The sequence below is a fragment of the Isoptericola sp. NPDC057653 genome (assembly GCF_042799955.1).
In the GTDB taxonomy this organism is placed as follows: domain Bacteria; phylum Actinomycetota; class Actinomycetes; order Actinomycetales; family Cellulomonadaceae; genus Isoptericola.
Genome location: NZ_JBHVHP010000002.1, coordinates 1154450 through 1179824, shown reverse-complemented (window position 1 = coordinate 1179824; position 25375 = coordinate 1154450). Strand labels below are relative to the sequence as shown.

Annotated in this window: 26 protein-coding genes and 3 tRNA genes; 16 read left to right on the top strand and 13 right to left on the bottom strand. The window is 73.9% G+C overall.

Going from position 1 to position 25375, the window contains the following annotated elements; genetic code table 11:
* Positions 1-5 precede the first annotated feature (5 nt).
* Positions 6-764 carry a flavin reductase family protein gene (locus ACFU9A_RS16620; protein WP_430576378.1) on the bottom strand — a complete coding sequence of 253 codons (759 nt, stop codon included), beginning with the start codon at positions 762-764 and terminating at the stop codon, positions 6-8.
* Between the two features lie 123 nt (positions 765-887).
* Here ACFU9A_RS16620 and gltX point away from each other — a divergent pair, with 123 nt between their 5' ends.
* Both gltX and ACFU9A_RS16610 read left to right on the top strand, forming a co-directional pair.
* Positions 888-2357 carry a glutamate--tRNA ligase gene (gene gltX, locus ACFU9A_RS16615; RefSeq protein ID WP_430576377.1) on the top strand — a complete coding sequence of 490 codons (1470 nt, stop codon included), beginning with the start codon at positions 888-890 and terminating at the stop codon, positions 2355-2357.
* On the top strand, positions 2354-3094 hold the full coding sequence (locus tag ACFU9A_RS16610) for an HAD family hydrolase (RefSeq protein ID WP_430576376.1): 741 nt from the start codon (positions 2354-2356) through the stop codon (positions 3092-3094). The genes gltX and ACFU9A_RS16610 overlap by 4 nt, the downstream gene beginning before the upstream one ends.
* Positions 3095-3101: 7 nt before the next feature.
* Here ACFU9A_RS16610 and ACFU9A_RS16605 read toward each other — a convergent pair whose 3' ends face one another.
* The gene (locus ACFU9A_RS16605; protein WP_430576375.1) at positions 3102-4247 is read right to left on the bottom strand and encodes a YeiH family protein; all 1146 of its coding nucleotides are present in this window, start codon (positions 4245-4247) and stop codon (positions 3102-3104) included.
* A 69-nt stretch (positions 4248-4316) separates the two neighbouring features.
* On the opposite strand from ACFU9A_RS16605, the gene ACFU9A_RS16600 reads away from it, so the two are divergent.
* Positions 4317-5222: a LysR substrate-binding domain-containing protein gene (locus ACFU9A_RS16600; protein ID WP_430576374.1), complete on the top strand. Its 906-nt coding sequence runs from the start codon at positions 4317-4319 to the stop codon at positions 5220-5222.
* 68 nt (positions 5223-5290) lie between these two features.
* On the opposite strand, the gene ACFU9A_RS16595 is transcribed toward ACFU9A_RS16600, so the two are convergent.
* On the bottom strand, positions 5291-6112 hold the full coding sequence (locus ACFU9A_RS16595) for a class I SAM-dependent methyltransferase (RefSeq protein ID WP_430576373.1): 822 nt from the start codon (positions 6110-6112) through the stop codon (positions 5291-5293).
* A gap of 152 nt (positions 6113-6264) precedes the next feature.
* Here ACFU9A_RS16595 and ACFU9A_RS16590 point away from each other — a divergent pair.
* From ACFU9A_RS16590 to ACFU9A_RS16580, 3 genes are all read left to right on the top strand, one after another.
* Positions 6265-6336 (top strand) — tRNA-Gln (locus tag ACFU9A_RS16590).
* Between the two features lie 75 nt (positions 6337-6411).
* Positions 6412-6484: transfer RNA gene (locus ACFU9A_RS16585), tRNA-Glu, on the top strand.
* 62 nt (positions 6485-6546) lie between these two features.
* Positions 6547-6619, top strand: a tRNA-Glu gene (locus ACFU9A_RS16580).
* Between the two features lie 90 nt (positions 6620-6709).
* Here ACFU9A_RS16580 and ACFU9A_RS16575 read toward each other — a convergent pair.
* The 3 genes from ACFU9A_RS16575 to ACFU9A_RS16565 form a co-directional block, all read right to left on the bottom strand.
* Positions 6710-7504, bottom strand: a complete 795-nt coding sequence (locus tag ACFU9A_RS16575; RefSeq protein ID WP_430576372.1) for a PH domain-containing protein — start codon at positions 7502-7504, stop codon at positions 6710-6712.
* 8 nt (positions 7505-7512) lie between these two features.
* Positions 7513-7680, bottom strand: a complete 168-nt coding sequence (locus tag ACFU9A_RS16570) for a hypothetical protein (RefSeq protein WP_380320620.1) — start codon at positions 7678-7680, stop codon at positions 7513-7515.
* 159 nt (positions 7681-7839) lie between these two features.
* Complete coding sequence (locus tag ACFU9A_RS16565; RefSeq protein WP_079574616.1) at positions 7840-8559, bottom strand: IclR family transcriptional regulator; 720 nt, start codon at positions 8557-8559, stop codon at positions 7840-7842.
* A gap of 165 nt (positions 8560-8724) precedes the next feature.
* On the opposite strand from ACFU9A_RS16565, the gene leuC reads away from it, so the two are divergent.
* Both leuC and leuD read left to right on the top strand, forming a co-directional pair.
* Positions 8725-10200: a 3-isopropylmalate dehydratase large subunit gene (gene leuC / locus ACFU9A_RS16560; protein WP_430576371.1), complete on the top strand. Its 1476-nt coding sequence runs from the start codon at positions 8725-8727 to the stop codon at positions 10198-10200.
* A 26-nt stretch (positions 10201-10226) separates the two neighbouring features.
* Positions 10227-10865, top strand: a complete 639-nt coding sequence (gene leuD, locus ACFU9A_RS16555; protein WP_430576370.1) for a 3-isopropylmalate dehydratase small subunit — start codon at positions 10227-10229, stop codon at positions 10863-10865.
* 90 nt (positions 10866-10955) lie between these two features.
* Here leuD and ACFU9A_RS16550 read toward each other — a convergent pair whose 3' ends face one another.
* Positions 10956-11660, bottom strand: coding sequence for an SDR family oxidoreductase (locus ACFU9A_RS16550; protein WP_430576369.1), 705 nt, complete (start codon positions 11658-11660; stop codon positions 10956-10958).
* Positions 11661-11738: 78 nt separating this feature from the next.
* On the opposite strand from ACFU9A_RS16550, the gene ACFU9A_RS16545 reads away from it, so the two are divergent.
* Positions 11739-12143: a winged helix-turn-helix transcriptional regulator gene (locus ACFU9A_RS16545; RefSeq protein WP_430576368.1), complete on the top strand. Its 405-nt coding sequence runs from the start codon at positions 11739-11741 to the stop codon at positions 12141-12143.
* Between the two features lie 4 nt (positions 12144-12147).
* On the opposite strand, the gene ACFU9A_RS16540 is transcribed toward ACFU9A_RS16545, so the two are convergent.
* The 3 genes from ACFU9A_RS16540 to ACFU9A_RS16530 form a co-directional block, all read right to left on the bottom strand.
* The gene (locus ACFU9A_RS16540; protein WP_430576367.1) at positions 12148-12570 is read right to left on the bottom strand and encodes a GntR family transcriptional regulator; all 423 of its coding nucleotides are present in this window, start codon (positions 12568-12570) and stop codon (positions 12148-12150) included.
* Positions 12567-13508 (bottom strand): hypothetical protein, encoded by a 942-nt coding sequence (locus ACFU9A_RS16535; protein WP_430576366.1) that lies wholly within the window; start codon positions 13506-13508, stop codon positions 12567-12569. The genes ACFU9A_RS16540 and ACFU9A_RS16535 overlap by 4 nt, the downstream gene beginning before the upstream one ends.
* A gap of 92 nt (positions 13509-13600) precedes the next feature.
* Positions 13601-14473, bottom strand: a complete 873-nt coding sequence (locus tag ACFU9A_RS16530; protein WP_430576365.1) for an LLM class flavin-dependent oxidoreductase — start codon at positions 14471-14473, stop codon at positions 13601-13603.
* A 139-nt stretch (positions 14474-14612) separates the two neighbouring features.
* Between ACFU9A_RS16530 and rnhA the strand changes: the two genes are divergently transcribed.
* The 6 genes from rnhA (at position 14613) to ACFU9A_RS16500 (ending at position 21766) form a co-directional block, all read left to right on the top strand.
* Positions 14613-15032, top strand: coding sequence for a ribonuclease HI (gene rnhA, locus ACFU9A_RS16525; RefSeq protein ID WP_430576483.1), 420 nt, complete (start codon positions 14613-14615; stop codon positions 15030-15032).
* Between the two features lie 79 nt (positions 15033-15111).
* Positions 15112-16515 carry a dihydrolipoyl dehydrogenase gene (lpdA, locus tag ACFU9A_RS16520; RefSeq protein ID WP_430576364.1) on the top strand — a complete coding sequence of 468 codons (1404 nt, stop codon included), beginning with the start codon at positions 15112-15114 and terminating at the stop codon, positions 16513-16515.
* A 115-nt stretch (positions 16516-16630) separates the two neighbouring features.
* Positions 16631-17701, top strand: coding sequence for a LacI family DNA-binding transcriptional regulator (locus tag ACFU9A_RS16515; protein WP_430576363.1), 1071 nt, complete (start codon positions 16631-16633; stop codon positions 17699-17701).
* Entirely contained in the window at positions 17688-18683 is a 996-nt protein-coding gene (locus ACFU9A_RS16510) for a LacI family DNA-binding transcriptional regulator (protein WP_430576362.1), read from the top strand. Before ACFU9A_RS16515 ends, ACFU9A_RS16510 begins: the two co-directional genes overlap by 14 nt.
* Positions 18684-18807: 124 nt before the next feature.
* Entirely contained in the window at positions 18808-20130 is a 1323-nt protein-coding gene (locus tag ACFU9A_RS16505; protein WP_430576361.1) for an MFS transporter, read from the top strand.
* Positions 20131-20191: 61 nt separating this feature from the next.
* Positions 20192-21766 (top strand): sulfatase-like hydrolase/transferase, encoded by a 1575-nt coding sequence (locus ACFU9A_RS16500; protein ID WP_430576360.1) that lies wholly within the window; start codon positions 20192-20194, stop codon positions 21764-21766.
* Positions 21767-21853: 87 nt separating this feature from the next.
* Here ACFU9A_RS16500 and ACFU9A_RS16495 read toward each other — a convergent pair whose 3' ends face one another.
* Both ACFU9A_RS16495 and ACFU9A_RS16490 read right to left on the bottom strand, forming a co-directional pair.
* Positions 21854-22243 carry a MarR family winged helix-turn-helix transcriptional regulator gene (locus ACFU9A_RS16495; RefSeq protein ID WP_430576359.1) on the bottom strand — a complete coding sequence of 130 codons (390 nt, stop codon included), beginning with the start codon at positions 22241-22243 and terminating at the stop codon, positions 21854-21856.
* A 50-nt stretch (positions 22244-22293) separates the two neighbouring features.
* Complete coding sequence (locus ACFU9A_RS16490; protein ID WP_430576358.1) at positions 22294-23238, bottom strand: serine aminopeptidase domain-containing protein; 945 nt, start codon at positions 23236-23238, stop codon at positions 22294-22296.
* 81 nt (positions 23239-23319) lie between these two features.
* Here ACFU9A_RS16490 and ACFU9A_RS16485 point away from each other — a divergent pair, with 81 nt between their 5' ends.
* The gene (locus ACFU9A_RS16485) at positions 23320-23550 is read left to right on the top strand and encodes a hypothetical protein (RefSeq protein ID WP_430576357.1); all 231 of its coding nucleotides are present in this window, start codon (positions 23320-23322) and stop codon (positions 23548-23550) included.
* Positions 23551-23659: 109 nt separating this feature from the next.
* Here ACFU9A_RS16485 and ACFU9A_RS16480 read toward each other — a convergent pair whose 3' ends face one another.
* Positions 23660-25342, bottom strand: coding sequence for a SpoIVB peptidase S55 domain-containing protein (locus tag ACFU9A_RS16480; protein ID WP_430576356.1), 1683 nt, complete (start codon positions 25340-25342; stop codon positions 23660-23662).
* Between the last annotated feature and the right edge of the window lie 33 nt (positions 25343-25375).

The window sequence follows — 25375 nt, the reverse complement described above, 5'->3', positions numbered from 1 at the left end:
CGGGGTCAGCGCGGGGCGCTGGCGCGCGGCTCGCGGTAACGGTCCTCGTCGATCCCCGCGAGGCGCGACGGGTGCACCTGGCCGCCCAGGCCGTAGAACCGCTGGAAGCTCATGACGAGCGGCCGCCAGAGGTCGGGGTCGATCCGGTCGGCGTGGCCCGCGAGCCGGATCGCCGGGTCGACCCAGACGCGCGTCACCTCCGCCTCGACGGCGAGCTGCCGGGCGGCGTCCCCGGTCCCCGGCCCCGCGTCCGCGGGGCCGCCGAGCGGGTGGACGCGCCGCACCACGGCCTCCAGGTGCACCTGGCACTCGGCGACGCGCTGGGGCCGTACCGTCGCCGACTCCAGCGGCGTCAGCCCTGCTACGGCGAACTTGTCGGGCGCGTAGACGTAGCCCGCGCGGGCCTTCCAGGGCGAGACGTCCGCCCGCCCGGTCGTGAGGGCCAGCCGGTCGACGTGCTCGACGACGTCCGGCGAGGCGAGGTTGAGCACGACCTCCGGGTGCCGGCGCAGGTTGCGGGCCGTCTGGCTGCGCGCGCCGATGCCGAGCACCGCGCTGCGGCCCAGCCAGAAGACCGACGACATCGGCATGAGGTTCGTGGTGCCGTCCTCGTTGGTCGAGCTCAGCAGCACGACGGGCGTGCCGAAGTACAGGATCGCCGGGTCGACGACGACGTGGCGGCTGGCGCCGGGCGCGGTGGGAGTCGTGGGCTCCGTGGTCGTGGGCTCCGTGGTCGTGGGCTCCGTGGTCGCGGTGCTGGTCATGGGCACGACGCTAGGTGGGGCGCGCGCCGCCGTCCGGCGGGAATCGGACGTCGCGTGGGCCGCCGTCCGGCGGCGGGCGGGCGTCGATGCCGTCCGGCGGCGGGGGACAACTACGCTGGTCCCGTGATCCCCGCTGCAGGCTCCTCCGACGTCCGTGTCCGCTTCGCCCCGTCGCCGACGGGCATGTTCCACGTGGGCGGCGCCCGCTCGGCGCTGTTCAACTGGGCGGTCGCCAAGCGGCAGGGCGGCATCTTCGTGCTGCGCGTCGAGGACACCGACGCGGCGCGCAACAAGCCCGAGTGGGTCGACGGCATCCTGAACGCCCTCGCGGCGCTCGGCATGCACGCCGAGGACCCGACGTTCGAGGGCCCGTACTTCCAGTCGCAGAACGTGGAGAAGCACCGCGAGGCCTCCGCCCGCCTGTACGAGGCCGGCCGCGCGTACTACTGCGACTGCACGCGCGACGACGTCGCGGCCCGCACGGGCAACCCGCACTCCGGCTACGACGGCCACTGCCGCGACCGCGGCCTGACGTACGAGCCGGGCCGCGCGCTGCGCTTCCGCACCCCCGACGAGGGCGAGACGCCGGTCGTCGACCTCATCCGCGGCAACCCCACGTTCCCGAACTCGGCGATGGAGGACTTCGTCGTCGCGCGCGGGGACGGCTCGCCCGTCTTCCTGCTCGCGAACGTCGTCGACGACATGGACGAGGGCATCACCCACGTCATCCGCGGCGAGGAGCACCTGCCGAACACGCCCAAGCAGCAGCTGCTGTGGGAGGCCCTCGGCGCCGAGCCGCCCACGTGGGCGCACCTGCCGGTCATCGTCAACGAGAAGCGCCAGAAGCTCTCCAAGCGCCGCGACAAGGTCGCGCTCGAGGACTACCTCGCCGAGGGCTACCTGCCCGACGCGATGGTCAACTACCTCATGCTGCTGGGCTGGGCGCCCGGCAACGACGAGGAGATCCTCCCGTTCGACGAGCTGGTCGAGCGCTTCCGCATCGAGGACGTCAACAGCGCGTCGGCGTTCTTCGACGTCAAGAAGCTGCTGTCGTTCAACGGCGAGTACATCCGGGCGATGAGCGTCGAGGACTTCGTCGTCGCCGTCGACCCGTGGCTGCACGCCCCGAAGGCGCCCTGGACCGAGGAGCAGTACGACGCCGCGGCCTTCGCACGCGTCGCGCCGCTCGCGCAGTCGCGCGTGGCGCTGCTAGCCGACATCACCGACAACGTCGACTTCCTCTTCCTCGACGAGCCCGCCCGCGACGAGCGCTCCTGGGCCAAGGCCATGAAGGCCCCCGCCGCCGAGCTGCTGGCGGACGCCCGCGCGGCGCTCGCGGACCTCGGGGCGTGGGAGGCGGAGCCGCTCAAGGACCTCGTCACGGCGGTGGGCGAGCAGCACGGCCTCAAGCTGGGCAAGGCGCAGGCGCCGGTGCGCGTGGCCGTCACCGGCCGCACCGTCGGGCTGCCGCTGTTCGAGTCGCTCGAGGTGCTCGGCCGCGAGCGGACGCTCGCGCGCGTCGACGCCGCGCTGGCCCGGCTGGCCCGCGAGGCCGACGCCGCGCCCGCCGCGACCGACGGCGCGACCGCGTGACGGCCCGGGTCGACGGGGTCCTGCTCGACGTCGACGACACCCTCGTCGACACCAAGGGAGCGTTCGGCAAGGCGCTGACGGCGGTCGCCGTCGAGCACCTGCCGCACGTCCCGGCGGACCGGTACCCGGACCTGCTGGCGCACTGGCGCTCCGACCCGGGCGGGCACTACAAGCGGTACACGCGCGGCGAGACCGACGCGCTCACGCAGCGCCGGCTGCGCGCCGACCTGCTGCACCGCACGTTCGGCGGGGAGCCGGTCACCGAGTCCTCGTTCGCCGACTGGGACGCCCTGTTCTGGGGCACCTTCGAGCGGTCGTGGTCGGCGTTCGACGACTCCGCGGCCGCGCTCGCCGCGTTGCGCGCCGCGGGCGTCGAGGTCGGCGTGGTGACCAACGCGGCCACCGAGCTGCAGGAGCGCAAGCTCCTCGCCGCCGGGCTCGCGGACGTCCCCGTCCTCGTCGGGGTGGACACGCTGGGCTACGGCAAGCCGCACCCCGACGTCTTCGTCGAGGGCGCCCGCCGCCTCGGCACCGACGTCGCGCGCACCGCCTACGTGGGCGACGAGCCCACCACCGACGCCCGCGCCGCTCACGACGCCGGCCTCGTCGGCGTCTGGCTCGACCGCCCCGGCGCCCGCCGCGACGACGAGCACCACGTGGACGCGGACGCGCTGCGCGCCGACGGCATGGTCGTCCTGACGGGCCTCGCCGGGCTGCCGGCGGCCCTCGGCCTCTGAGGGTCGCTCAGGGGGCGAGCAGCAGGACGGCGGCGAGGCCGATTCCGCTGACGGCGACGGCGCCCGCCGCGCCGAGCACGAGCGGCCGGCGGGCGGTGCGGGCCAGGCGCGGCACGTCGACGCCGGTGCCGAGGGCGAACATCGCGGCGACGAACAGGATCGTCGTGAGCTGCTGGGCGGTGTCCGTGACGACGTCGGGCAGCAGGCCCGTGCTGCGGACCAGCACCGCGGCGAGGAACCCGAGCACGAACCCGGGGACGAGGGGCGCCCGCCGACCGCGCGCGGGAGCGTCGCTCCCCGGCGCGTCGCCCTCGGGAGGGGCGGTGAGGGCCGCGCGCCGCGACCGCAGCGCGCCGGCGCCGGCCACGAGCGGCGCGAGCAGCACGACGCGCGCCAGCTTGGTGACGGTGGCCGTGGCCAGCGCCGCGGCCGAGACGGTGCCCGCGGCGGCGACCACCTGCGCGACCTCCTGCACGCTGGCGCCGATCCAGAGGCCGGCCTGGTGGTCGGTGAGCCCCAGCGCGCTCGCGAGCGGCGGCAGCGCGAAGATCGCGATCGTCCCGTAGACGGTGACGAGGGCGAGCGCGGCGGCGACGTCGTCGCGCAGGCGGGCCTGCTCGGCGCCGCCGGAGCCCGGGTCGCGCTCGAGCACGCTCGTCATCGCGGAGACGGCCGCGGCGCCGCAGATCGAGAACCCGGTGGCCACGAGCAGCGAGGTGGTGCGCGGCACCCGCAGGAGTCGGCCGAGGCCGAGGATCGCGGCGAACGTGCACGTCACGGTGACGACCACGACGGCGATGCCGCGCCAGCCGAGCGCCAGCACGTCGGGGATGGAGAGCTGGAGGCCGAGCAGCACGACGCCGGCGCGCAGCACGGTGCGCGCCGTCCAGTCCGTGCCGGGCCCCACCCGCTCGGCGAACCGCGCGGCGCGGCCGCTGCGGGGCACCACGCGTCCGAGCACGGAGCCGACCACCGCGCCCACCAGCAGGGCGAGCACGAGCGGGGACACCGCGCCGCCCGTCACGGGGGCGAGGAGCCGGCTGGCGCCGAGCAGGACGAGGGTGGCGACGGCGGCGAGCACGAGGCCCGGCGCGAGGCGGGTGGCGGCTGCGCGGGTCTCGGGGCGTCGCGGTGCGGCGAGGATGGTGGGCACAGGACCAGGTTCGTCACCCGCGCGGCGCCCCGGAAGCGCCAGGTGCCGATCGATCCATAGACTCGCGCTATGGCAGAACGTCCCCCGCTGGCCGCGCTCGAGCTGCTGGTCGCCCTCGACGCCCACGGATCGATCAGCGCGGCCGCCCGCGCCGCCGGGGTCTCGCAGCCCACGGCGTCGGCCGGGCTGCACCGGCTCGAGCGCCGGCTCGGCCTCGAGCTCCTCTCCCGTGGGCCGCGGGGGACCGCGCTCACCGCCGCCGGGCACCGGGTGGCCGAGGCCGCCCGCGACGTCGTGGCCGCCGTCGACCGGTTCGAGGCCGCCGCCGCGGCGCTGCGGTCCGCGCCCGTGGCCGGCCTGCGCGTGGCGGCGAGCCTGACGATCGCCGAGTACCTCGCGCCGCGCTGGCTGGCCGCGTTCGCGCGCGCCGAGCGCGAGCACGGCGCGGCGCCCGAGGTGGAGCTGGTCGTGCGCAACTCGCGCGAGGTCATGGAGCTCGTGCTCGACGAGGGCGCGGAGCTCGGGTTCGTCGAGAGCCCGACGGTGCGGCGCGGGCTGCGGTCGCGCACGGTCGCCCACGACGAGCTCGTCGCCGTCGTCGCGCCCACCCACCCCTGGGCGCGCCGCCGTGCGGTCGACCCGGACCTGCTGGTGAGCGGCCGCCTGGTGCTGCGGGAGGCCGGCTCGGGCACCCGCGACGTGCTCGAGGACGCCCTCGGCCAGGCCGGCGTGCGGCTGCCGGCGCAGGTCACCGCGCTCGGGTCGACCGCGGCGGTGAAGGCGGCGGTGCGCCACGGGGAGGGCGTCACGGTGCTCTCCGCCCTCACCGTGGCCGACGAGGTCGCCGGCGGCCACCTCGTCACGGTGCCGATCTCGCGCCTCGACCTCTCGCGCCGGCTGCGCGTGGTGTGGCGCGACGGGGCGGCGCTCTCCGCCCCCGCCCGGCGGCTCGCGGCGGTGGCGGGGGCGCGCTGACCCGGGCCATGGAGCGGCCTGGCGCGGCCCGGAGCGGCCGGAGCGGCCCGGCGCGGCCCGGCGCGAGGTCAGCGCCGGGTCGCCCGGTAGGCGTGCGTGACGTAGGGCAGCTCGATCTCGGTGCGGCGGGCCAGGGCGGGATGGGTGGCGACCAGCGCGTCGACCTCGGCCAGCCGGGCCGCCCGCTCGTCGTCGGGCAGCGTCAGCAGGTAGCTGCGCGTCCCGGCGAGCACGCGCAGCGCGCCGGCGGGGACCCGGTCGGTCCAGCGGACCGTGTGCGCCTCGACGGCGGTGAACGCCGCGCCGAGCCCGGCCAGCGGGTCGTTCCCCGCCGCGGGCTCGAGGCGGTCCCCCCGGTGCAGGATCTCGCCGAACCGGGCGACCCACTCCACGTCGGCGTCCCGGTCGTTCCACGCGACGCCGAGGGCGCCCCCGGGGCGCAGCACGCGGGCGATCTCCGCGGCGGCGGCGGTCGCGTCGAACCAGTGCCACGCCTGCCCCACGAGCACGGCGTCGACCGACGCGTCCGCCAGCGGGACGTCCTCGGCGGTGCCGCGGTGCGTCGTGACCCCGGGCAGGCGGGCGGACAGCTCCTGGAGCATGGCGGGGGAGAGGTCGACGGCGACGAGCTCCGCGCCGGGGCCGGCGACCTCGGCGGCCACCTCGGTGAGCTTGCCCGTGCCCGCGGCGAGGTCCAGGACGCGTCGCGGCCGGGCGGGCAGCATCCACTCGACGGCCTCCCGCGGGTACGAGGGCCTGACCTGCGCGTACACGTCCGCGTCCCGCTCGAACGACGCCGCGCGGTCGGCGTGCGCCTGGGGGTCGGCCACCTGCGCGGGGTCGACGGGCGTCGGGTCGGGCACGGCCGGCGGGGGCGGGGTGGAGGTCATGGGGCGAGCCTTCCACGACGGCCGCCGCGAGGTGACGTACGGCACCCCACGCGCGTTTTGGACGTCGGTCCGGCATCCGGTAATGTTCTCTGACGTTGGGCCTGACGCGGTCGCTCCGACGATGTCGGATTCGCCCGGAGGGTCTGATTCTTTGGGGTATGGTGTAATTGGCAGCACGAGAGATTCTGATTCTCTTAGTCTAGGTTCGAGTCCTGGTACCCCAGCGCAACGCTCTTCATTCGCCGACGCGGCGTGAAGGGTACGCACGGCACGGAGTCCCTCGGGACGTCGAGTCATAGGCCCCCATCGTCTAGCGGCCTAGGACGCCGCCCTCTCACGGCGGTAACGCGGGTTCAAATCCCGCTGGGGGTACGCAGGTCGACCGTCGCCGGTCGATCGCCAGGTCAGCGCCTCGCGGCGCGGACCAGTTCCAGGCCCCCATCGTCTAGCGGCCTAGGACGCCGCCCTCTCACGGCGGTAACGCGGGTTCAAATCCCGCTGGGGGTACAGAGCACGAGGCCCGGTCCGACAGGACCGGGCCTTCGTCGTTCCCGGCCGTCGCTCGTCTCGGGATCGGGTCCGCCGCCGTGCCCGCCGCTAGAGGAACGGGTCCGGCACCGTCGCGCCGTCGCTGCTCGGGTGGGGGTAGCTCGCGCCGGTGGGCTTCCAGGTCACCGGGTGCGCGCCCTCGCTCGGCTGCGCCTCGGGCGGCCGCGGCGCCGGGGTGGCGGGCTGGACGGCGATCGGCTGCGTCGTCGGGCGCGGGCCCTCGGGGTCGGTGCGGCCCGGGACGATCGTCGGCCCGCCGGGGACGCGGCCCCCGGGCGTCCCCCCGCCCGACGGCGAGTCGTCATCGTCGTCGTGCGAGCGGCCGGGGGTGAAGAGCGTGTCGCACAGCGTGCGGTACGTGGCGTCGGGGTGCGGGACGTGCGTGATGGTGCGCAGCGCCTGGTCCTGGCCGGCGGACTCCATGTCGAACCGGCCGTACCCGAGGACCTGCCCCAGCGGGCTGCGCGAGTAGCCCATGTCGGTGACCTTCTTCAGCGGCATCATCGCCACCTTGTGCACCACGAGCCCGTACAGCAGCAGGAGCCGCTTGTCCGTCGCGACGAACCACTCGTAGCGCCACTCGAGGCACCGCCAGGCGAGGCGCCCCGCGACGACGAACCAGACCAGCCACAGCCACTGCGCGGTGCTGCGCACGTCCACCGGGGTGGACATGACGATGGTGCCGATCAGCAGGAACGCGCCGACGGTCAGGGCGATCGGCCCGAGGAGGACGGCCCAGTGCCGCCGGGTGGCGACGATGACGTGCTCGCGGGGGAGCACGTACCGGCGCAGGTGCCCGTGCGCGTGGACGGCGTCGCGCTGCCGGGGCTCCTCGGTGACCATGGGTCGGCTCAGGACGCGATGGTGGAGAAGAACTGCACGAAGCTGGAGATCGTGTTGGCGATGAAGTCCCAGATCGAGGTGACGATGTTGCCGGCTCGGTCCGGGTCGTTCACGATCGCGAAGATCAGGAAGATCACCACGATCCAGATCAGCAGGGTCTTGGCCTTCGCGGGCATCAGGTCCTCACGCCTCTCGGGTCTCGGGGCAGGGTTGCCCCACCAGCCAGGAGCGTACTGACCTGGGACGGGGCCGGACAGCACCGGGCCCGGCGCGCCGCGTCGGTACGCGGCGGCCGGGCCCGTGGCCTCGTCGCGGAGGTCAGGAGGGTGCGGGGCTCACTCGCCCGCGCGGCGGAGCACCTCGGTGAGCCGGTTGGCGGCGGAGACGACCGCGGCGGAGTGCAGGCGCCCCGGCTGGCGGGTGAGCCGCTCGACCGGGCCCGAGACGGACACCGACGCCACGACCCGCCCCGACGGCCCGCGCACGGGCGCGGACACCGACGCGACGCCGAGCTCGCGCTCGGACACCGACTGCGCCCACCCACGGCGGCGCACGCCGGACAGGATCGTCGCGGTGAAGACCGCCTCGCGCAGGCCGCGGTGCAGACGGTCCGGCTCCTCCCAGGCGAGGAGGATCTGCGCCGCGGAGCCCGCGTGCATGGTGAGCGTGGCGCCCACGGGGATCGAGTCGCGCAGGCCGACCGGTCGCTCGGCGGCAGCCACGCAGACGCGGTGGTCGCCCTGGCGCCGGTAGAGCTGCGCGCTCTCGCCCGTGTGGTCGCGCAGGGCGGTCAGCACGGGGTTGGCCGCGGCGAGGAGCCGGTCCTCGCCGGCCGCCGTCGCGAGCTCGTTGAGGCGCGGTCCGAGCACGAACCGCCCCTGCATGTCTCGGCCCACGAGCCGGTGGTGCTCGAGCGCGACGGCCAGGCGGTGCGCCGTGGGGCGGGCGAGTCCGGTCGATGAGACCAGCTGCGCCAGGGTGGCGGGACCCGCCTCCAGAGCACCCAGCACGGACGCGGCCTTGTCCAGTACGCCGACTCCGCTAGTATCGTCCATAGGACGATATTGGCGTCTCGCCCACTGAGATTGCAAGTCGAGGACCGCATCTCACTGGACGGAACCGTCTCGCGGACCGAGCCTTGCCGGTCCCGACCGGCGGTATCGACCGAGACACACGCACACGCACGACGGCCGCGGGACGCGGCGGACGAGGAGCTCATGATGGCCGGCACGCTGGCGGAGAAGGTCTGGGAGGCGCACCTGGTGCGCCGTGGCAGCGACGGGGCACCCGACCTCCTCTACATCGACCTGCACCTCGTGCACGAGGTGACGAGCCCGCAGGCGTTCGAGGGCCTGCGCCTCGCCGGGCGCCCGGTCCGTCGTCCCGACCTGACGATCGCGACCGAGGACCACAACACCCCGACGCTCGACATCGACCTGCCGATCGCGGACCTCACCAGCCGCACGCAGATCGACACGCTGCGCAACAACGCCCGCGAGTTCGGCGTCCGGATCCACTCCCTCGGCGACGCCGACCAGGGCATCGTGCACCAGGTGGGCCCGCAGCTCGGCCTGACGATGCCCGGCCTGACCGTGGTCTGCGGCGACTCGCACACCTCCACGCACGGCGCGTTCGGCGCGCTCGCCTTCGGCATCGGCACCTCCGAGGTCGAGCACGTGCTCGCCACCCAGACGCTGCCGCTGGCGCCGTTCCGGACGATGGCGATCACCGTGAACGGCGAGCTGCCCCCGGGTGCCACCAGCAAGGACATCATCCTGGCGATCATCGCCAAGATCGGCACCGGCGGCGGCCAGGGCTACGTGCTCGAGTACCGCGGCGAGGCCATCCGCAAGCTCTCGATGGAGGCGCGGATGACCATCTGCAACATGTCCATCGAGGCGGGCGCCCGCGCCGGCATGATCGCCCCCGACCAGACCACGTTCGACTACCTCCAGGGCCGCCCGCACGCCCCCGAGGGCGAGGACTGGGACGCCGCCGTCGAGTACTGGTCGACGCTGCGCAGCGACGACGACGCCGAGTTCGACGCGGAGGTCGTCCTCGAGGCGGCCGACCTCGAGCCCTTCGTCACCTGGGGCACCAACCCGGGCCAGGGCCTGCCGCTGTCGGCCTCCGTGCCGGTGCCGGCCGAGATCGCCGACGAGAACGAGCGCGTCACCGCCGAGCGCGCCCTGGAGTACATGGGCCTCGAGGCCGGCACGCCGCTGCGCGACGTGAAGGTCGACACGGTCTTCATCGGCTCCTGCACCAACGGCCGCATCGAGGACCTGCGCTCGGTGGCCAAGGTGCTCCAGGGCCGGCACAAGAACGACGACGTGCGCGTCCTCGTGGTCCCCGCCTCGGCGCGCGTGCGCCTGCAGGCCGAGGCCGAGGGCCTGGACGTCATCTTCAAGGAGTTCGGCGCGGAGTGGCGCAACGCCGGCTGCTCGATGTGCCTCGGCATGAACCCGGACCAGCTCCAGCCGGGCGAGCGCGCCGCGTCGACGTCCAACCGCAACTTCGAGGGTCGCCAGGGCAAGGGCGGGCGCACCCACCTCGTGTCGCCGCTGGTCGCGGCGGCCACGGCCATCCGCGGCACGCTGTCGTCGGTCGCCGACCTCGAGTTCGAGGGCGACGTCGACCTCACGACGTTCGACGGCACCCCGCTGGCGCCGCTGTCCGCCCCGTCCTTCGTCTGACCCCCACCCCGTAGCAGGAGATCGTCATGGAGAAGTTCACCACCCACACGGGCGTCGGGGTGCCGCTGCGCCGCACCAACGTCGACACCGACCAGATCATCCCCGCCGTCTACCTCAAGCGCGTGACGCGCACGGGGTTCGAGGACGCGCTGTTCGCCGCCTGGCGCGGCGACCCGACGTTCATCCTCAACCAGGACGCGTACAAGGCCGGCTCCGTGCTCGTCGCGGGCGCGGACTTCGGCACCGGCTCGTCCCGCGAGCACGCCGTCTGGGCGCTCAAGGACTACGGCTTCCGCGTGGTGCTGGCGCCCCGGTTCGCGGACATCTTCCGCGGCAACTCGGGCAAGCAGGGCCTCGTGGCCGGCATCGTCGCGCAGGAGGACATCGAGATCCTCTGGAAGATCCTCGAGACCAAGCCCGGCACCGAGGTGACCGTGGACCTCGAGGCGCGCACCGCGCACGCCGACGACGTCACCGTGCCGTTCCAGATCGACGACTACACCCGCTGGCGCCTCATGGAGGGCCTCGACGACATCGGCCTCACGCTGCAGCACGAGGGCGACATCGCGGCCTTCGAGGCGGAGCGCGCGGCCTGGCGGCCCAGGACGCTGCCGGCCAAGCACCTGCCGAGCGTCCCGATCGAGCCGGCGCGCCCGGTCGGCTGACCCCGCCCCGCGGCATCGAGCGTGCTGGCTTGCTCCTCAAACGCATCGTTTGAGGAGCAAGCCAGCACGCTCGATGCGTTCCCGGGCCGCTCACCCCACCTTGTGGCGGGCGCCGCCCTCCACGTGGACGGTCTCGCCGGAGACGAACCCCGCGCCCAGCAGCCACATCACCGCGTCGACGACGTCCTCGGGCTCGCCGTGCCGGCCGACCAGCGTCCCGGCGGCGCTCCTGCCCAGCAGGGCGGCCTTGCCCGCGCCCAGGCGGTCCCACGCGCCCGAGTCGACCACCCCGGGCGAGACGGCGTTGACCCGCACCGGGGCGAGGTCCGCCGCGAGGTGGCGGGCGAGGTGCTCGACGGCGCCGTTGGTCGTCCCCTTGACGAGCGAGCCGGGCCCCGGTCGCCACCCGACGACGCCGGAGAACAGCACGATCGACCCGTGCGGCCGCAGCACCGGCGCGAAGTGCTTGGCGACCAGCATCGGCCCGAGCACCTTCGCCGTGAAGGCGCCCACCAGCTTCTCGTAGTCCAGCTCCGTGGCCCGCACGTCGTGCGGCGCCGAGCCGGTCGTGACGACGTGGTCGACCCCGTCCGCGAGGCTCGCGGCCGCGGCGGCGATCGTCGCCTCGTCCTGCAGGTCGACGCGCACCGCCGTCGCGCCGATCTCGGTGGCCAGGGCCTGGGCGGCCGCCAGGTCTCGTGCGCCCACCACCACGTCGTACCCGTCCTTCGCCGCACGTCGCGCGACGGCCGCCCCCAGCGCCCGTGCCCCGCCGATGACCAGGATCCGTTCCATGTCGCCACTCCCTCTCGTAGGATCGGGACCGACGGTATGGATTTGATACCGGTATCTTCAACGGAACCGGGGGAGCCCGTGGGCAAGGCGTACAACGTGATGGCGGCGACCTGCCCGAGCCGCACCGTGCTGCACCGCATCGGCGCCCGCTGGACCGTGTTCGTCGTCAACGCCCTCGCCGACGGTCCCCGCCGCTTCACCGAGCTCAAGGCGCACATCCAGGGCATCACCCCGAAGGTCCTGACCGAGACGCTCCGTTCCCTCGAGACCGACGGGCTGATCAGCCGGCACGATCACGGCGGGAATCCGCCGCGCGTCGAGTACGACCTGACGCCGCTGGGGCGCTCGCTCCTGGTCCCGCTCCGCGCCGTGCGGCTCTGGGCCGAGCAGCACGTCCCCGACATCGAGGCCGCGCGCGCCCGGCACGAGGACGAGTCGCCGTCGACCGAGCGCGACGACCTGGTCCTCGACCGGCCCGCCTGAGGGGTCAGCCCGTTCGGTCCGGGTCCGGAGCGGGGTCGCGGGGCACGGCCAGCGCGCCGCGGACGACGTCGAGCACCGCGTCGTCCGCGAGGCCGGCGGCACGCGCCTCGGCGACGAGCGCGTGGGCCCGGGCGACGATGGCGGAGGGCGGGGGAGCCGCGGCCCCCGCCGTGACCTCTCCCGAGGCGGTGGGCGCGACGACCGTGCCCGTGCGGCGCCGCGAGACGACCACGCCGGTCGCCTCGAGCTCGCGGTACGCGCGCTGGACGGTGCCGACGGCGATCCCGAGGTCGCGGGCGAGGTCCCGCGACGCGGGCAGCCGGTCGCCGGGCGCCAGCGTGCCGACGGCGACCGCCGCGGCGACCTGCGCGCGGATCTGCTCGTACACGGGCACCGGCGACGCCAGCGAGACGACGATGTCGCTCACGCGGCGGCCGGGGTCGCGACCGCCGGTGCCGGGCGCGCCGTCCGGGGCCGTGCGGCGAGCAGCCCGACGACGACGGAGGCGGCGGCGACCGCGAGGCCGGCGACGGTCAGCACCGTGCCGACGGCGACCAGGCCGTGGGCGGGCGCGCCGTTCAGCAGCAGGCTCTCGCCACCGGAGCGGACGGCGTTGCCGCTCATCGCCAGGGTGGCGCCCAGCCCGACGCCGAGGCACAGCTGGACGCCGCCCAGGAGGCGGGCGGCGCTGGTCGCGCGCACGGCGTCGTCGTGCGCCGCGGGGACGCCGTGCAGCGGCGGGCGTCGCACGATCGCGCGGAGCGCCACCCCGGTGGCGGCGACCGTGGTGCCGAGGCCCAGCAGCATGGCGGCGCCGTAGGGCCAGCCGGGGTAGGGGCCCGACGTGCCGGTGAGGACGCCGCCGCCGGGGAGCGTGACGGGCCCGGTCGGGAACGCGCGGCCCGAGGTGTCCGCGGTGAGCCCGCAGATCACCAGGACGACGGCGAACGCCGCGGCGGTCGCCAGGATCCCGCGCAGGCGCGCGCCGCCGAGCGACCCGGCGGTGCGGCGGGCCAGCGGGGCCGAGCGGACCTCGCCGCGCGGCCGGGGCCACGTCCGCTCCCCGACGGCGCGCACCGCGCAGAACACCAGGGCGACCGAGAAGGGCGCGACGGCCTGCAGCAGCCCCGGCGCGGGCGCCCAGGTCGGCCAGACGACCGGCTGCGCCAGCAGCAGCGCCGCGCACACGACCGCGGCGATGACGGCGACCGACGAGACGAGCAGCTCGTGCCGCCGTGCCGCGCGGGCGGGGCCACCGCCGTCGTCGGGCGTGCGCCGCACGACGAGCCACACCAGCAGCGCCACCAGCGTCGGCGGCAGGACCACCACGACCAGCACCGCGAGGAGGACACCATCACCGAACATCCGAACCTCCGGGAGGACCACACCATCAATGAGTCAACGCATTGAACCATTGGTGGAGCGAGCCGTCCAGGGCGGCCCCGTGTGCCGGGCGGTCAGAGCTGTGGCGGCCCCTGCCGCACGCGCTCGAGCAGCCGCTCCGGCGTGGCGGTGTCCGGGTCCCACCAGGAGTCGATGAACCAGGTGGCGCCGGCGCCGGCCATCGCCCGCGCCTGCTCTCGCGCGGCGTCCTTGTCGTCGGGCAGCAGGCCGGAGGCGACGACGTCGAACGGCTCGGTGCGCTCGCCGTCGGCCGCGCGCTGCTCGGCGATCCAGGCGACGAGCTGGCGGATCGCGTCGGGCCCGGCCTCGGCCTCCTCGGGGGTGGTGCCGCGCGCCTGCGCGACGATCCCGTCCCAGCGCAGCGTGCGGCGCAGGTTCCTCAGCGGCGGGCGTCGCGCGTCCCACACCCCGACGGGCCACACGGGGATGTGGCCGCGGACCGGGGGAGCGCCGAACCGGAACGGCCCGGTGCGCACGTGCTCGCCGTCGGCCTCGAACTCCTCGCCGGACCACGACCGGCGCAGGAACTCGAGCGTCTCGTCGAGCTTCTCCGCCCGCTCCCGCAGGCTCGTCACCTGGCCGGGGACGGACGTGAAGCCGCGGTCGTCCAGCACGCCGACACCCACGGGCAGCACCAGGCGGCCGCCCGAGAGGTGGTCCACCGTGAGGGCGCGCTGCGCCAGCTCCCACGCGCGGTGCCGCGGGAGCGCGAAGACCATCGCGCCCAGCGTGATCCGTTCCGTGACGGCCGCGGCGCCCGCGAGGATCGTGAACGGGTCCCACGCCGTGAGCGACTCGCCGCCCCAGTCGGCCATGCTCAGGCCGTCCCAGCTGAAGAACCCGTCCCAGCCGTGCTCCTCGCACTCGCGCGCGAGCCTGACCATCTGCTCCGGGGAGCCGAAGCTCCCGACGAACCCGAACCTCATGCGCGTCTCCTTCGTCGTCACGGGAAGCCTGCGAGGGATCCTGCGGGCATGCCCGGCCGACGCTACGCGCGGCGTCCGACACCGCCGCGGAACGTAGGGTGGGCGCGTGCCTGACGAGAACTCCAAGCCCCTGGTCGAGATGTGGACCGACGGCGCCTGCAAGGGCAACCCCGGCCTCGGCGGCTGGGGCGCGCTGATGCGCTCGGGCGAGCACACCAAGGAGCTCTACGGCGGCGACCCGCTCACGACGAACAACCGCATGGAGCTCACCGCCGTCGTCGAGGGGCTGCGCGCCCTGAAGCGGCCCAGCTCGGTCACGATCCACGTCGACTCGTCGTACGTGATGAACGGCATGAAGTCCTGGATCGCCGGCTGGAAGCGCAACGGCTGGACCACGTCCGCGAAGAAGCCCGTGAAGAACGTGGACCTCTGGCAGGCGCTCGACGCCGAGGTCACCAAGCACGACGTGCGCTGGGTGTGGGTCAAGGGGCACGCCGGCGACCCCGGGAACGAGCGCGCGGACGAGCTCGCGAACCTGGGCGTCGACACGGTCCGCTGAACCCGTGCGCCGGCGCCCCTTCCGCAGGTGCGACGGACGTCACGCCGCAGGGGGTCGCGCGCGCGAATAGGCTGGGCCCATGGCTTCCCACTACGACGTCGTCCTCCTCGGGGCTGGCCCCGGCGGCTATGTCGCCGCGATCCGCGCGGCCCAGCTCGGCAAGTCCGTCGCCATCATCGAGGAGAAGTACTGGGGTGGTGTCTGCCTCAACGTGGGCTGCATCCCCTCCAAGGCCCTCCTGCGCAACGCGGAGCTGTCGCACATCTTCACGCACCAGGCCGACTTCTTCGGCATGTCGGGTGACGTGACGTTCGACTTCGGCAAGGCGTTCGACCGGTCCCGCGAGGTCGCGGACGGCCGGGTCAAGGGCGTCCACTTCCTCATGAAGAAGAACAAGATCACCGAGTTCGACGGCCGCGGCACCTTCCGCGACGCGAACACGATCGAGGTGGCGCTGAACAAGGGCGGCACCGAGACGGTGACGTTCGACAACGCCATCATCGCCACCGGCTCGCAGGTGCGCCTGCTGCCGGGCGTCGAGCTCTCCGAGAACGTCGTGACCTACGAGAAGCAGATCATGACGCGCGAGCTGCCGAAGTCGATCGCCATCGTCGGCGCCGGCGCCATCGGCATGGAGTTCGGCTACGTCCTCAAGAACTACGGCGTGGACGTCACGATCATCGAGTTCCTCGACCGTGCGCTGCCGAACGAGGACGCGGACGTCTCCAAGGAGATCGCGAAGCAGTACAAGAAGATGGGCGTCAAGATCCTGACGTCCACCGCCGTGCAGACGATCAAGGACAACGGCTCGTCCGTGACCGTCTCCTACAAGGGCGTCAAGGACGACAAGCCCGGCGAGATCGTCGTCGACAAGGTCCTCTCCGCCGTCGGCTTCGCGCCGAACGTCGAGGGCTTCGGCCTCGAGAACACCGGCGTGCAGCTCACCGAGCGCGGCGCCATCGCCATCGACGACCACATGCGCACCAACGTGCCGCACATCTTCGCCATCGGCGACGTCACCGCCAAGCTCATGCTGGCGCACGTCGCGGAGGCGCAGGGCGTCGTCGCGGCCGAGACCATCGGTGGCGCCGAGACCATGACGCTGGGCGACTACCGCATGATGCCGCGCGCCACGTTCTGCTCCCCGCAGGTGGCGTCGTTCGGCCTCACCGAGCAGCAGGCCAAGGACGAGGGCTACGACGTCAAGGTCGCGTCCTTCCCGTTCATGGCCAACGGCAAGGCCCACGGCCTCGGCGACCCCACCGGGTTCGTCAAGATCGTCGCCGACGCCAAGTACAACGAGCTGCTCGGCGCCCACATGATCGGCCCGGACGTCTCCGAGATGCTGCCCGAGCTCACCCTCGCGCAGAAGTGGGACCTCACGGCCGACGAGGTCGCGCGGAACGTGCACACGCACCCGACGCTCACCGAGGCCGTCCAGGAGTCCATCCACGGCATCGTGGGGCACATGATCAACTTCTGATCGTCCGTCGTCGCCCGACGGCGAGAACGAGGGGCTCGGACCCGCGGGAGACCGCCGGGTCCGGGCCCCTCGTGCTGTCTGCTGGTGGTGCGTGCCCGGCGGGTAGTCTGCGTGCGTGAGTGCCGATCGAGATCGCGTCGGTCGACGACCCACGTCCGGCAGCCAGCCCTCCGGCTCGCCCACCGCACGCGACGTCGCCGCGGCCGCGGGCGTCTCCCCCCGGACGGTGTCCAACGTCGTCACGGGCGCCGTCGCCGTCCGCGCCGAGACCCGCCGGAGGGTCGAGGACGCGATCGCCGCGCTCGGCTATCGGCCCAACCTCGCCGCACGGCGCTTGCGGTCCGGCCGGTCCCAGGTCATCGGCCTCGTGCTCCCCGACGTGACCGTGCCCTACTTCCGCGACCTCGCGGACGCCGTGCTCGTGGCCGCCGCGCGGGCGGGATTCTCCGTCGTGGTCGAGCAGACGCGGGGGGAGCTGGCCCGTGAGCGGGCGGTGTGGTCCAACCCGCGGCTGCGGCACGTCGACGGGATCGTGATGGCGTCCGTCGAGCTGGGGCCCGCGGAGCTCGCCACGATGGGCCCCGGGCGGCCGATGGTGGTGGCAGGCGTCCCCGTCCGGTCCGACGCGGTGGCGTCCGTCTCGCCGGACAACGCCGCTGCGGGCCGGAGCGTGGCCCGCCTGCTGTGGGACCGGGGGAGCCGACGCCCCGCGGTGATCGTGCCCGGCGACACGCGGTGGTCGGTGGAGTCGGACGACCGGTACCGCGGATTCGTGGACGAGATGTCGGACCGGGGGATCTCGGTGGGGCCCGACGACGTCGTCGTCACGACCACCGTGACGCTGCCGGCCGGTGCGGAGGCGGCCCGTGCGCTGCTGTCGCGGACGCCGTCGGCCGACGCGGTCTTCGCCATCGGCGACGCGCTGGCCCTGGGTGCCCTCCACGCGGCGCACGAGGCCGGCCGGAGCGTCCCGGACGACCTTTTGGTGGCCGGCTTCGGGAACGTCGGGAGCAGCGCGTACTCCAGCCCGACGCTGACCACGGTCGACACCGATCGGGAGGCGATCGCCCGGGAGAGCGTGGCGGTCATCGTCGAGGCGCTGGGCCGGGCGGGGACGGCTTCCCCGGAGCGCCGCACGGTCCGGCACCGACTCGTCGAGAGGGAGTCCACCCGTGCCCGGGCCTGAGCGGACGGGCGCGCGCCCGGTGCGTCTCCTCGACGTCGCGGAGCGGGCCGGGGTCTCCAAGAAGACCGTCTCGGCGGTCCTCAACAACGTCGGTCAGGTCCGCACCACGACGCGGGAACGTGTCCTGGAGGCGGTCCGCGACCTCGACTACCGGCCGAACCCCGCGGCCCTGCGCCTTTCCTCGAGCCGGACCGGGACCGTGACGCTGGCGCTGCCGCACCTGGGATCGGCCGAGCACGCGGCCCTGGCGTCGGCGGTGATCGACGCCGGCGAGCGTGCCGGTGTCGGCGTGCTCTGCGAGCCGACCGGCGGCTCTGCCGCGCGTGAGGCCGACGTGCTGCGGGCGGAGGTCGGGAGCTCCGACGGGGTGCTGCTGGTCCCGTCGTCGACGGAGGTCGACCTGCCGGACGGGTCCGTCGTGGTCGTGCTCGGCGACCACGACGTGGGGCTGCCGGTCGACCATGTGATCGCGTCGTCGTCGGCCGCCACGCGCCGCGCGGTCGCGCGTCTCGCCGCGGCCGGCCGGCGCAGGATCGCGGTGCTGCGCGCGCCCGGAGGCCCGGCGTCCGGCCCGCGGTGGGACGACACGTCGCGGGCGGACCCGGCCGTGGTGGACGTCGTCGTCGACGCCGACACGGGCGCGGCGGGCGACGCGGCCGTGCGCCGCCTCCTGGCGCAGGACGTGCGGTTCGACGCCCTGGTCGCCGGGGGAGAGGCGGTGGCCTTCGGTGCGCTCCACGCGCTGCGGACGCACGGCCTGTCGGTGCCCGCCGACGTCGCCGTGGTCGCCGTCGGCGGAGGACCGGAGGCGGAGTTCAGCCGGCCCTCGATCACCACGGTCGCGCCCGACTACGACGAGATGGCCGCGGTGGCGCTCGACTGGCTGCTGCAGAGGATCGCGGGTGACGACGCGCCGGCCCGGTATCACGAGGTCGCTCTCCGGACCGTCGAGCGCGGCTCGACACCGGGCCCGGAGCGGTGACCGTCGTCGCCGTCAGCGGGGACATTTTGGACCTGGGCAGGGGTGAGCGTACTTTTGCCTCGGTTACGGTAACCGTGGCATTGCGTGCGAACGATGGCGTCGACACCCCAAGGAGCTGACGGAGATGTCAGAGAGCAGCGAGCTGGCGGAGGCGCCAGGAAAGATCTCGCCCGCCGCCAGGCGGACGGTCATGGCGAGCTTCCTCGGCTCGACCTTCGAGTGGTACGACTTCGGGATCTACGGCACCACGTCGGCCATCGTCTTCAACCAGGTCTTCTTCCCGGAGATGAACGGCGCGGTCGGGACCCTGCTGGCGCTGACGACGGTCGCCATCGGCTACTTCACCCGGCCGATCGGCGGGATCATCTTCGGCCACTTCGGGGACCGGACGGGGCGCAAGAAGCTGCTGGTCGTCACCATGCTGCTCATGGGGATCCCGACGTTCGCCATCGGCCTGATCCCCAGCTACGCGAGCATCGGCGCGCTGGCCCCGATCCTGCTGCTGGTGTGCCGGCTGCTCCAGGGAGTCGGGCTCGGCGGCGAGTACGCGGGCGCCGCCCTGGCGGCCATCGAGTCCGTGCCGGAGAACCGGCGCGGCTTCTTCGGGGCCATCCCGCAGCTCGGCAACCCCGTCGGCGGCGTCCTCGGCAGCATCTTCGTGCTGCTGGCCACGACGCTCGCCGGCGACGAGGTCTACGCGGCCTGGCTCTGGCGGGTCCCCTTCCTGGTGAGCGTCGTGCTGCTCGCCTACGCGATGTTCGTCCGGCTCCGCCTCAGCGAGTCGGGAGACTTCACGCGGATGGTGAAGAGCGGCCGGGTCGAGAAGTCGCCGCTGAAGGCGGTCGTGACCGGGCACTGGCGCGGGCTGCTGCTCGGGCTCGGTGCCCGGGCGGCCGACGCGATCTCGGGTAACCTCGCCGGAGCCGTCGTCATCGCCTACGTCACCACCTACCTCCACATGTCCAACAGCATCAGCCTGCTGACCACGGTCATCCCGTCGATCCTGGCCATCCCCCTCATGCTGTGGGTGGGGAAGGTCGCCGACCTGATCGGCAAGAAGAGGATGTTCGTGTACGGGCTCGTCGCCCTGGCGCTGGCGACGTTCCCCATGTTCGCGCTGCTCGACACCAAGGTCTTCGCCCTGATGGTCCTCGGCGTCGTGATCTACCGGCTCTGCAACAGCAGCCAGTTCGCCGTGCAGAGCTCGTTCCTGGCCGACATGTTCCCCACCGAGGTCCGGTACACGGCGGTGTCGTTGGTGTACCAGACGGGCGCGATCATCGGCGGGCTGACCCCGCCGGCCGCCCTGGCGATCCTCATCGCGAGCGACGGCAGCCCCTGGCCGCTCGCCTTCGCCACGGCCGGCGCGGTCGGCGTGAGCGTGGTGTGCGCGATCGCGATCCGCCCCGCGGCGCGGACCGCGGCGCCCGTGCCGGCGTCGGTCTGAGACGCCGGACGAGCCCCACCGAACGACGAGCCGAACGACCCCCGAGGAACCCGAGGAACCCATGCCTACCGACGACCGCCCGGACATCGTCCTCATCCTGACCGACCAGCAGCGCGCCGACGTGAGCCGCCGGGAGGGCTTCGCGCTCGACACCACGCCCTTCATGGACTCGCTCGCCGACGAAGGAGTCTGGTTCGACCGCGCCTACACCACCTCGCCGCTGTGCAGCCCGGCGCGCACCAGCCTGCTGACCGGCCGGTTCCCGAGCGCGCACCACGTCGTGCAGAACCCCGGCGCCGACCTCGCCGTCTTCACGACGGACCTCTTCGGCGTCGCCAAGGAGGCGGGGTACGCGACCGCGCTCGTGGGGAAGAATCACACGTACCTCCAGCCCGAGGACGTCGACCACTTCGTCGACTTCATGCACGACGGGCGGATGGAGCCGTCGGGCGACGCGGTGGAGGACGGGTTCGACTCGTGGCTCGCCGCGCTCCGGCACCGCACCACCACGGCGCCGACGCCGTTCCCCGTCGAGGTGCAGAACCCGCCGCGGATCGTGGACGAGACGCTGGCCTGGGTCGAGCAGGTGCCCGCCGACCAGCCGATGCTCGTCCTGGTCTCGTTCCCCGAGCCGCACAATCCCTACCAGGTGCCCGAACCGTACTTCTCGATGTTCCCGCCGGAGTTGCTGCCCGACGTGCGGGTGGGGGCCGAGGCGCTCGCCGACCAGCCGTTCACCTGGCAGTACCTGCGCGAGCTCGGCGAGCAGGGCACGGACGACTACGCCGAGGCGATCCCGCGCTCGCGGTCCAACTACTTCGGCATGCTGCGACTGATCGACGACCAGGTCCGCCGCCTGCACGAGGGTCTCGAGGCGCGGCACGCCGGCCGCCGTCGCGTGATCGCCGCGACCGCCGACCACGGCGACTTCGTCGGCGAGTTCGGCCTGGTGCGCAAGGGGGCCGAGATCCCCGACGTGCTCGCGCGGGTCCCGTTGCTGGTCCACGGCGACGGGATCGCCCCGGTCGACCCGGTCCGGTCGGCGACGGACGGCGCGGCCCCGCACAGCGCGCACGTCTCGCTCGCCGACCTGATGCCCACGTTCTGCGAGGCGATGGGCCGCCCGGCCCCGGTCGGCGTCCAGGGCCGGAGCCTGTGGCCCCTGTTGACCGGAGCCCCCTATCCGGCCGGGGAGTTCGCCAGCGTCTACGTCGAGCAGGGCATGGGCGGGCTGCCGTACGAGGCTCACGACGTCCCCGACCCGATGCCCGGCCTCATCCATGACGGGCCGGGGGGCGCGCCCCGGTGGGACGAGCTCAACGCCGTCACCCAGAGCGGCAGGCGCCGCAAGGTCCGCAGCGGGGACTGGACGCTCCTGGCCGAGATGACCGGACGTTTCCGGATGTACAACCTCGTCGAGGATCCCGACGAGCTGCACGACCGGTGGGACGACCCCGACCTGCACCAGATTCGTTCGACCCTGCTGGAGGCGCTCGCGGTCTGGCAGATGCGCGCCGAGGATCCCCTGCCGGACGTCCCGAACGGTTACGTGCGCAAGGTCGACGAGCGCGGCTACCTCGCGCCCTACGGGACGCTCCCGGCCGTCCAGGAGCGGTCCGAGGCGGCGAGGTCGTAGCACGCGGGGCAGGGGGACCGCCCGATCTGGAGCCTGATCGTGGTGCGCGCGTCCGCGAGTCGGTTCCCTGAAGGCGCTGCGGCGCGGCTAGGCGAGCGTGTGCGTCACGTGCTCGAGCCAGCGGCTCACGGTGGCCAGCTCGTCGGTGGTGAAGCCGTCGGTGAGGCGGTCGTTGAGCTCGGCCAGCGCGGCGCGGACGTCGTCCAGCGCCGCGGTGCCTGCGGGCGTGAGGTCCAGGCGGACGGTGCGCCGGTCGTCGGGGTCGGCACGACGGCGCACGAGGTCGGCGCGCTCCATGCGGGCGAGCAGGCCGCTGGCGCCGGCGGGGGAGGCCTGCAGGGCGGCGGTCACCTCGCCGATCGTCGCGCCGGGGTGGTCGGCGAGGTGCAGCAGCACGCCGGCGGCGGGGGCGCCGAATCCCTGGCCGCCGTTCCCATCGCCGTGTGCGCTGCCGCGTCGCGCGATCCATCGGCGCATCTGGCGTTCCGCCGCGGTAGTCAGGAACGCCAGCCGTGGCGGGCGGCGCGTCATCGTCGTGGCTTCCTGGCGCGGAACCTGACGTTCCCGTCCTCCTGTGCCGGGGCGGCGCCGGCGCGTGCGTCGAGCCAGGCGAGGAGCTCGGGCCACAGCGTGTCGCGCAGGCCGCGGCGGAAGAAGCCCAGGTGTCCGATCTGTTCGACGCCGCCGTCGGCGGGGCTCCAGGTGCGTCGTTCGACGCGGGCGGCAGTGAGGTGGTTGGTGATCGCGTCGATCTGGGCGGGCGTGGCCCACGGGTCGTCGGTGAACCCGACGGCGAGGACGTCGCCGGTGACGCGCGCGGCGTCCGCGGTGGCGGTCATGGTCGGGTCGTCGAAGAAGTAGCCCGGCATGGTCGACCAGCGGCTCCACTCGAGCATCGCGGCGGCGGGCATGTCCTCCCCGAGGCCCGTGCGGCGGCCGGGGACGTAGCCCAGCACCCGGGCCGTCGCCGGCCCGAGCGCCCGCAGGATCAGCCGGACGCGTGCCCGCTCGGCGCGGTCAGGGATCGTGGACGTCGCGGCCACGTGCGACGCGATCGTGACGAACCCGGCCAGGCCCCGCGAGCCGTTCCCCAGCGCCAGTGCGTGCCCGCCGATGCTGTGCCCGACGGCCAGCTGGGGTACGTCGCCGAACCGCGGGCGAGCCCACGCCGCGACCGCGGGGACGTCGTCGGACATCCAGTCCCGCATGCGCAGGCCACGGTGCTCGCGCGGGCTGCCGGACCGGCCCGTGCCGCGGTAGTCGTACGTGACGGCCACGTACCCGCGGGCGGCGAGGAACTCCGCGAACCCCGTGTACAGGCGCTCGGGCACCGCCGTCGCCGGGTGGATCACCACGACGCCGCGCGGGGACTCCTCGGCGGACTTGCGCACCGTGCCGACGACCCAGCCGCCCGCCGGGATCTGGATCCGCAGCTCCTCGGACTCGACCGTCGTCGTGTCGTCACTTCGCATGCGAAATACCCTAGCGGGCTGTGTGACCGGACCCGCGGTCGAGCGGCCCCGAGAACCGGTCGCGTGTCGCACTCTGCGGTCGTGACCCTGCCGAACCGGCCGCGACGGGGCTTCTGGTATCAGGTGTGGCGACCGTTCCGAGCCCTCGGGCGCGGCCTGGCGAGAGTCCTGGAATTCTTAGACCACATCAGCGTCGTCGTGAACGTCGGACGCGGCATCGTCTGGCTCGTCCGCGGTGCCGGGTGCGTCGTGGCGCAGGAACCGCGGAATTGCAACGATCCTGGGACCTTGGACTACACGATCAACTTCTGACCCACCGGTCGGACCAGATCGCCCGGCCAGAGGCCCGGTACCGCGGAGCTCCGCGGTACCGGGCCTCGTGGCGTCCGGGGGGCCGTGCGCTCCTGAGGAGGCGGCGTCCTCAGGAGGTGACGCGGACCCGCAGCTGCTTCTGCCCGACCACGACGCGGGTCAGGACGTCGGACGTCCGGGTCCGCTCGTACGCGGTCTTGCCGCTGCCGATGACGAGGCCCAGCTCCATCTCGTCGTTGCGCAGGTTGCCCTTGAGCAGCTTCTGGACCGAGTCGAACGACGTCGGCTCGTAGAACTCGTCCTGGAAGGTGTTGCCGCCCACGACCGTGACCACGCCGCTCTTGCCCTTGAGCCGCTTCGGGATCGTGAAGTCCTCGCGGAAGACCGAGCGCGTGATGCCGTCCGACCCGAGGAGCCGGGTCCGCAGCACCAGCGTCTTGCCGGCCCGGACCTTCGCGGTCTTGCCGGTCACGTCGACCCAGCGGCCGCCCGTGCGCTGCTGGATCTTCACCACCCGGTGGCGCATCGTGTTGTCGCTGACCTTGACGTCGTTGGTCACGCCGGTGAGCTTGACGTTCGACACGGACGAGAGCGTGGCCACGACGGCCGGGAGGTCGAAGGCGCCCGTGGAGCCGATGTCGTCGGCCGACTGGTACCGGTCGGCGTACCGCAGCCGGAACGGGCTCCCGCCGCGGGTGCCGGTGATCGTCCAGGCCTGGGTCTCCGACCCGCCGATGGTCCCGTCCACCACGCGGTCGTGGTTGGCCACGCCGGCGAGGAGGGTGACGTCCGCGAGGGCGGCCGGGTCCAGAACCTGCGTCGTGCCGGTGCGGGACCTGCCGTCGTAGGACACCTTCGAGGTGACCGGCGTCGGCGCGGGTGCGGCGCCGAACGTGCCGGCGATCCCGGCGAGACGGTCGTCGGTGACGGTCCCCCCGACCTCGCCGAGGTTCGCCACCTTGAACGGCACGCCCAGCGGGTCCTCCTGGACGTAGACCGCGTCGGCGGCCGCCAGCCCCAGGCGCGTCCTGCCCGTGAACGCCAGCGGGTGCCCGAAGGCGACCACCCGGTCGCCGCACACCGAGGTCGCGGTGCCGATGCCGGCGACGGTGATGTCGCCGTGCGAGAGCACCGCGGCCACGTTGCCCCCGGCGACCACGGTGTCGATGCCGGCTGCCGCCACGCCGCTGGACCGGCCGATGCGGTAGGAGTCCGCCGTCACCAGCTCGCTGCCGCCGGCGGCCTTGACCGCCTTGCGGGCGCGGGCCAGGTCGATTCCGCCGACTCCCATCGGCATCGGCAGCTGCCGCAGCCCCTGGGCGGCCTCGGCCTTGGTCACGTCGGTCTCGGCCGCGATCCGCGTCGCCAGACGCGTCCCCACCGCCACCTCGGGGGCCGCCTTCGCGGCGCCGAGGTAGCCCTGCATGTCCTCGTACGGTGTGATGCCCGCGACGGGGGAGCTGCCGAAGGCGAGCCCGTACGCGACCGCGCCGATGAGGCGCCCGTCCTCCGCGTACACCGGCGACCCCGACATGCCTTGCCAGATGCCGCCCGCCGCGTCGATCGCCGGCGAGTGCAGCTCCGCGACGATCATGTCCAGGTCCGGGGCGATGCCGTCCGAGAGCACGCCCAGCACCTCGCCCGTGAACGCCTGTGGCGTGGTGCCCTTGCTCACCGTCAGCCCGGTGACCGGCGCCCCGTTCGCCACGTCGGCGACCGGGAACGGCGCGGCGCAGTCGGGGGTGGGTGCCGCCGTCGCCGCGGGGGCGACCGCCACCAGGCCGGTCAGCACCAGCGCCCCTGCCGCGCCGGACGCCGTCAGCCG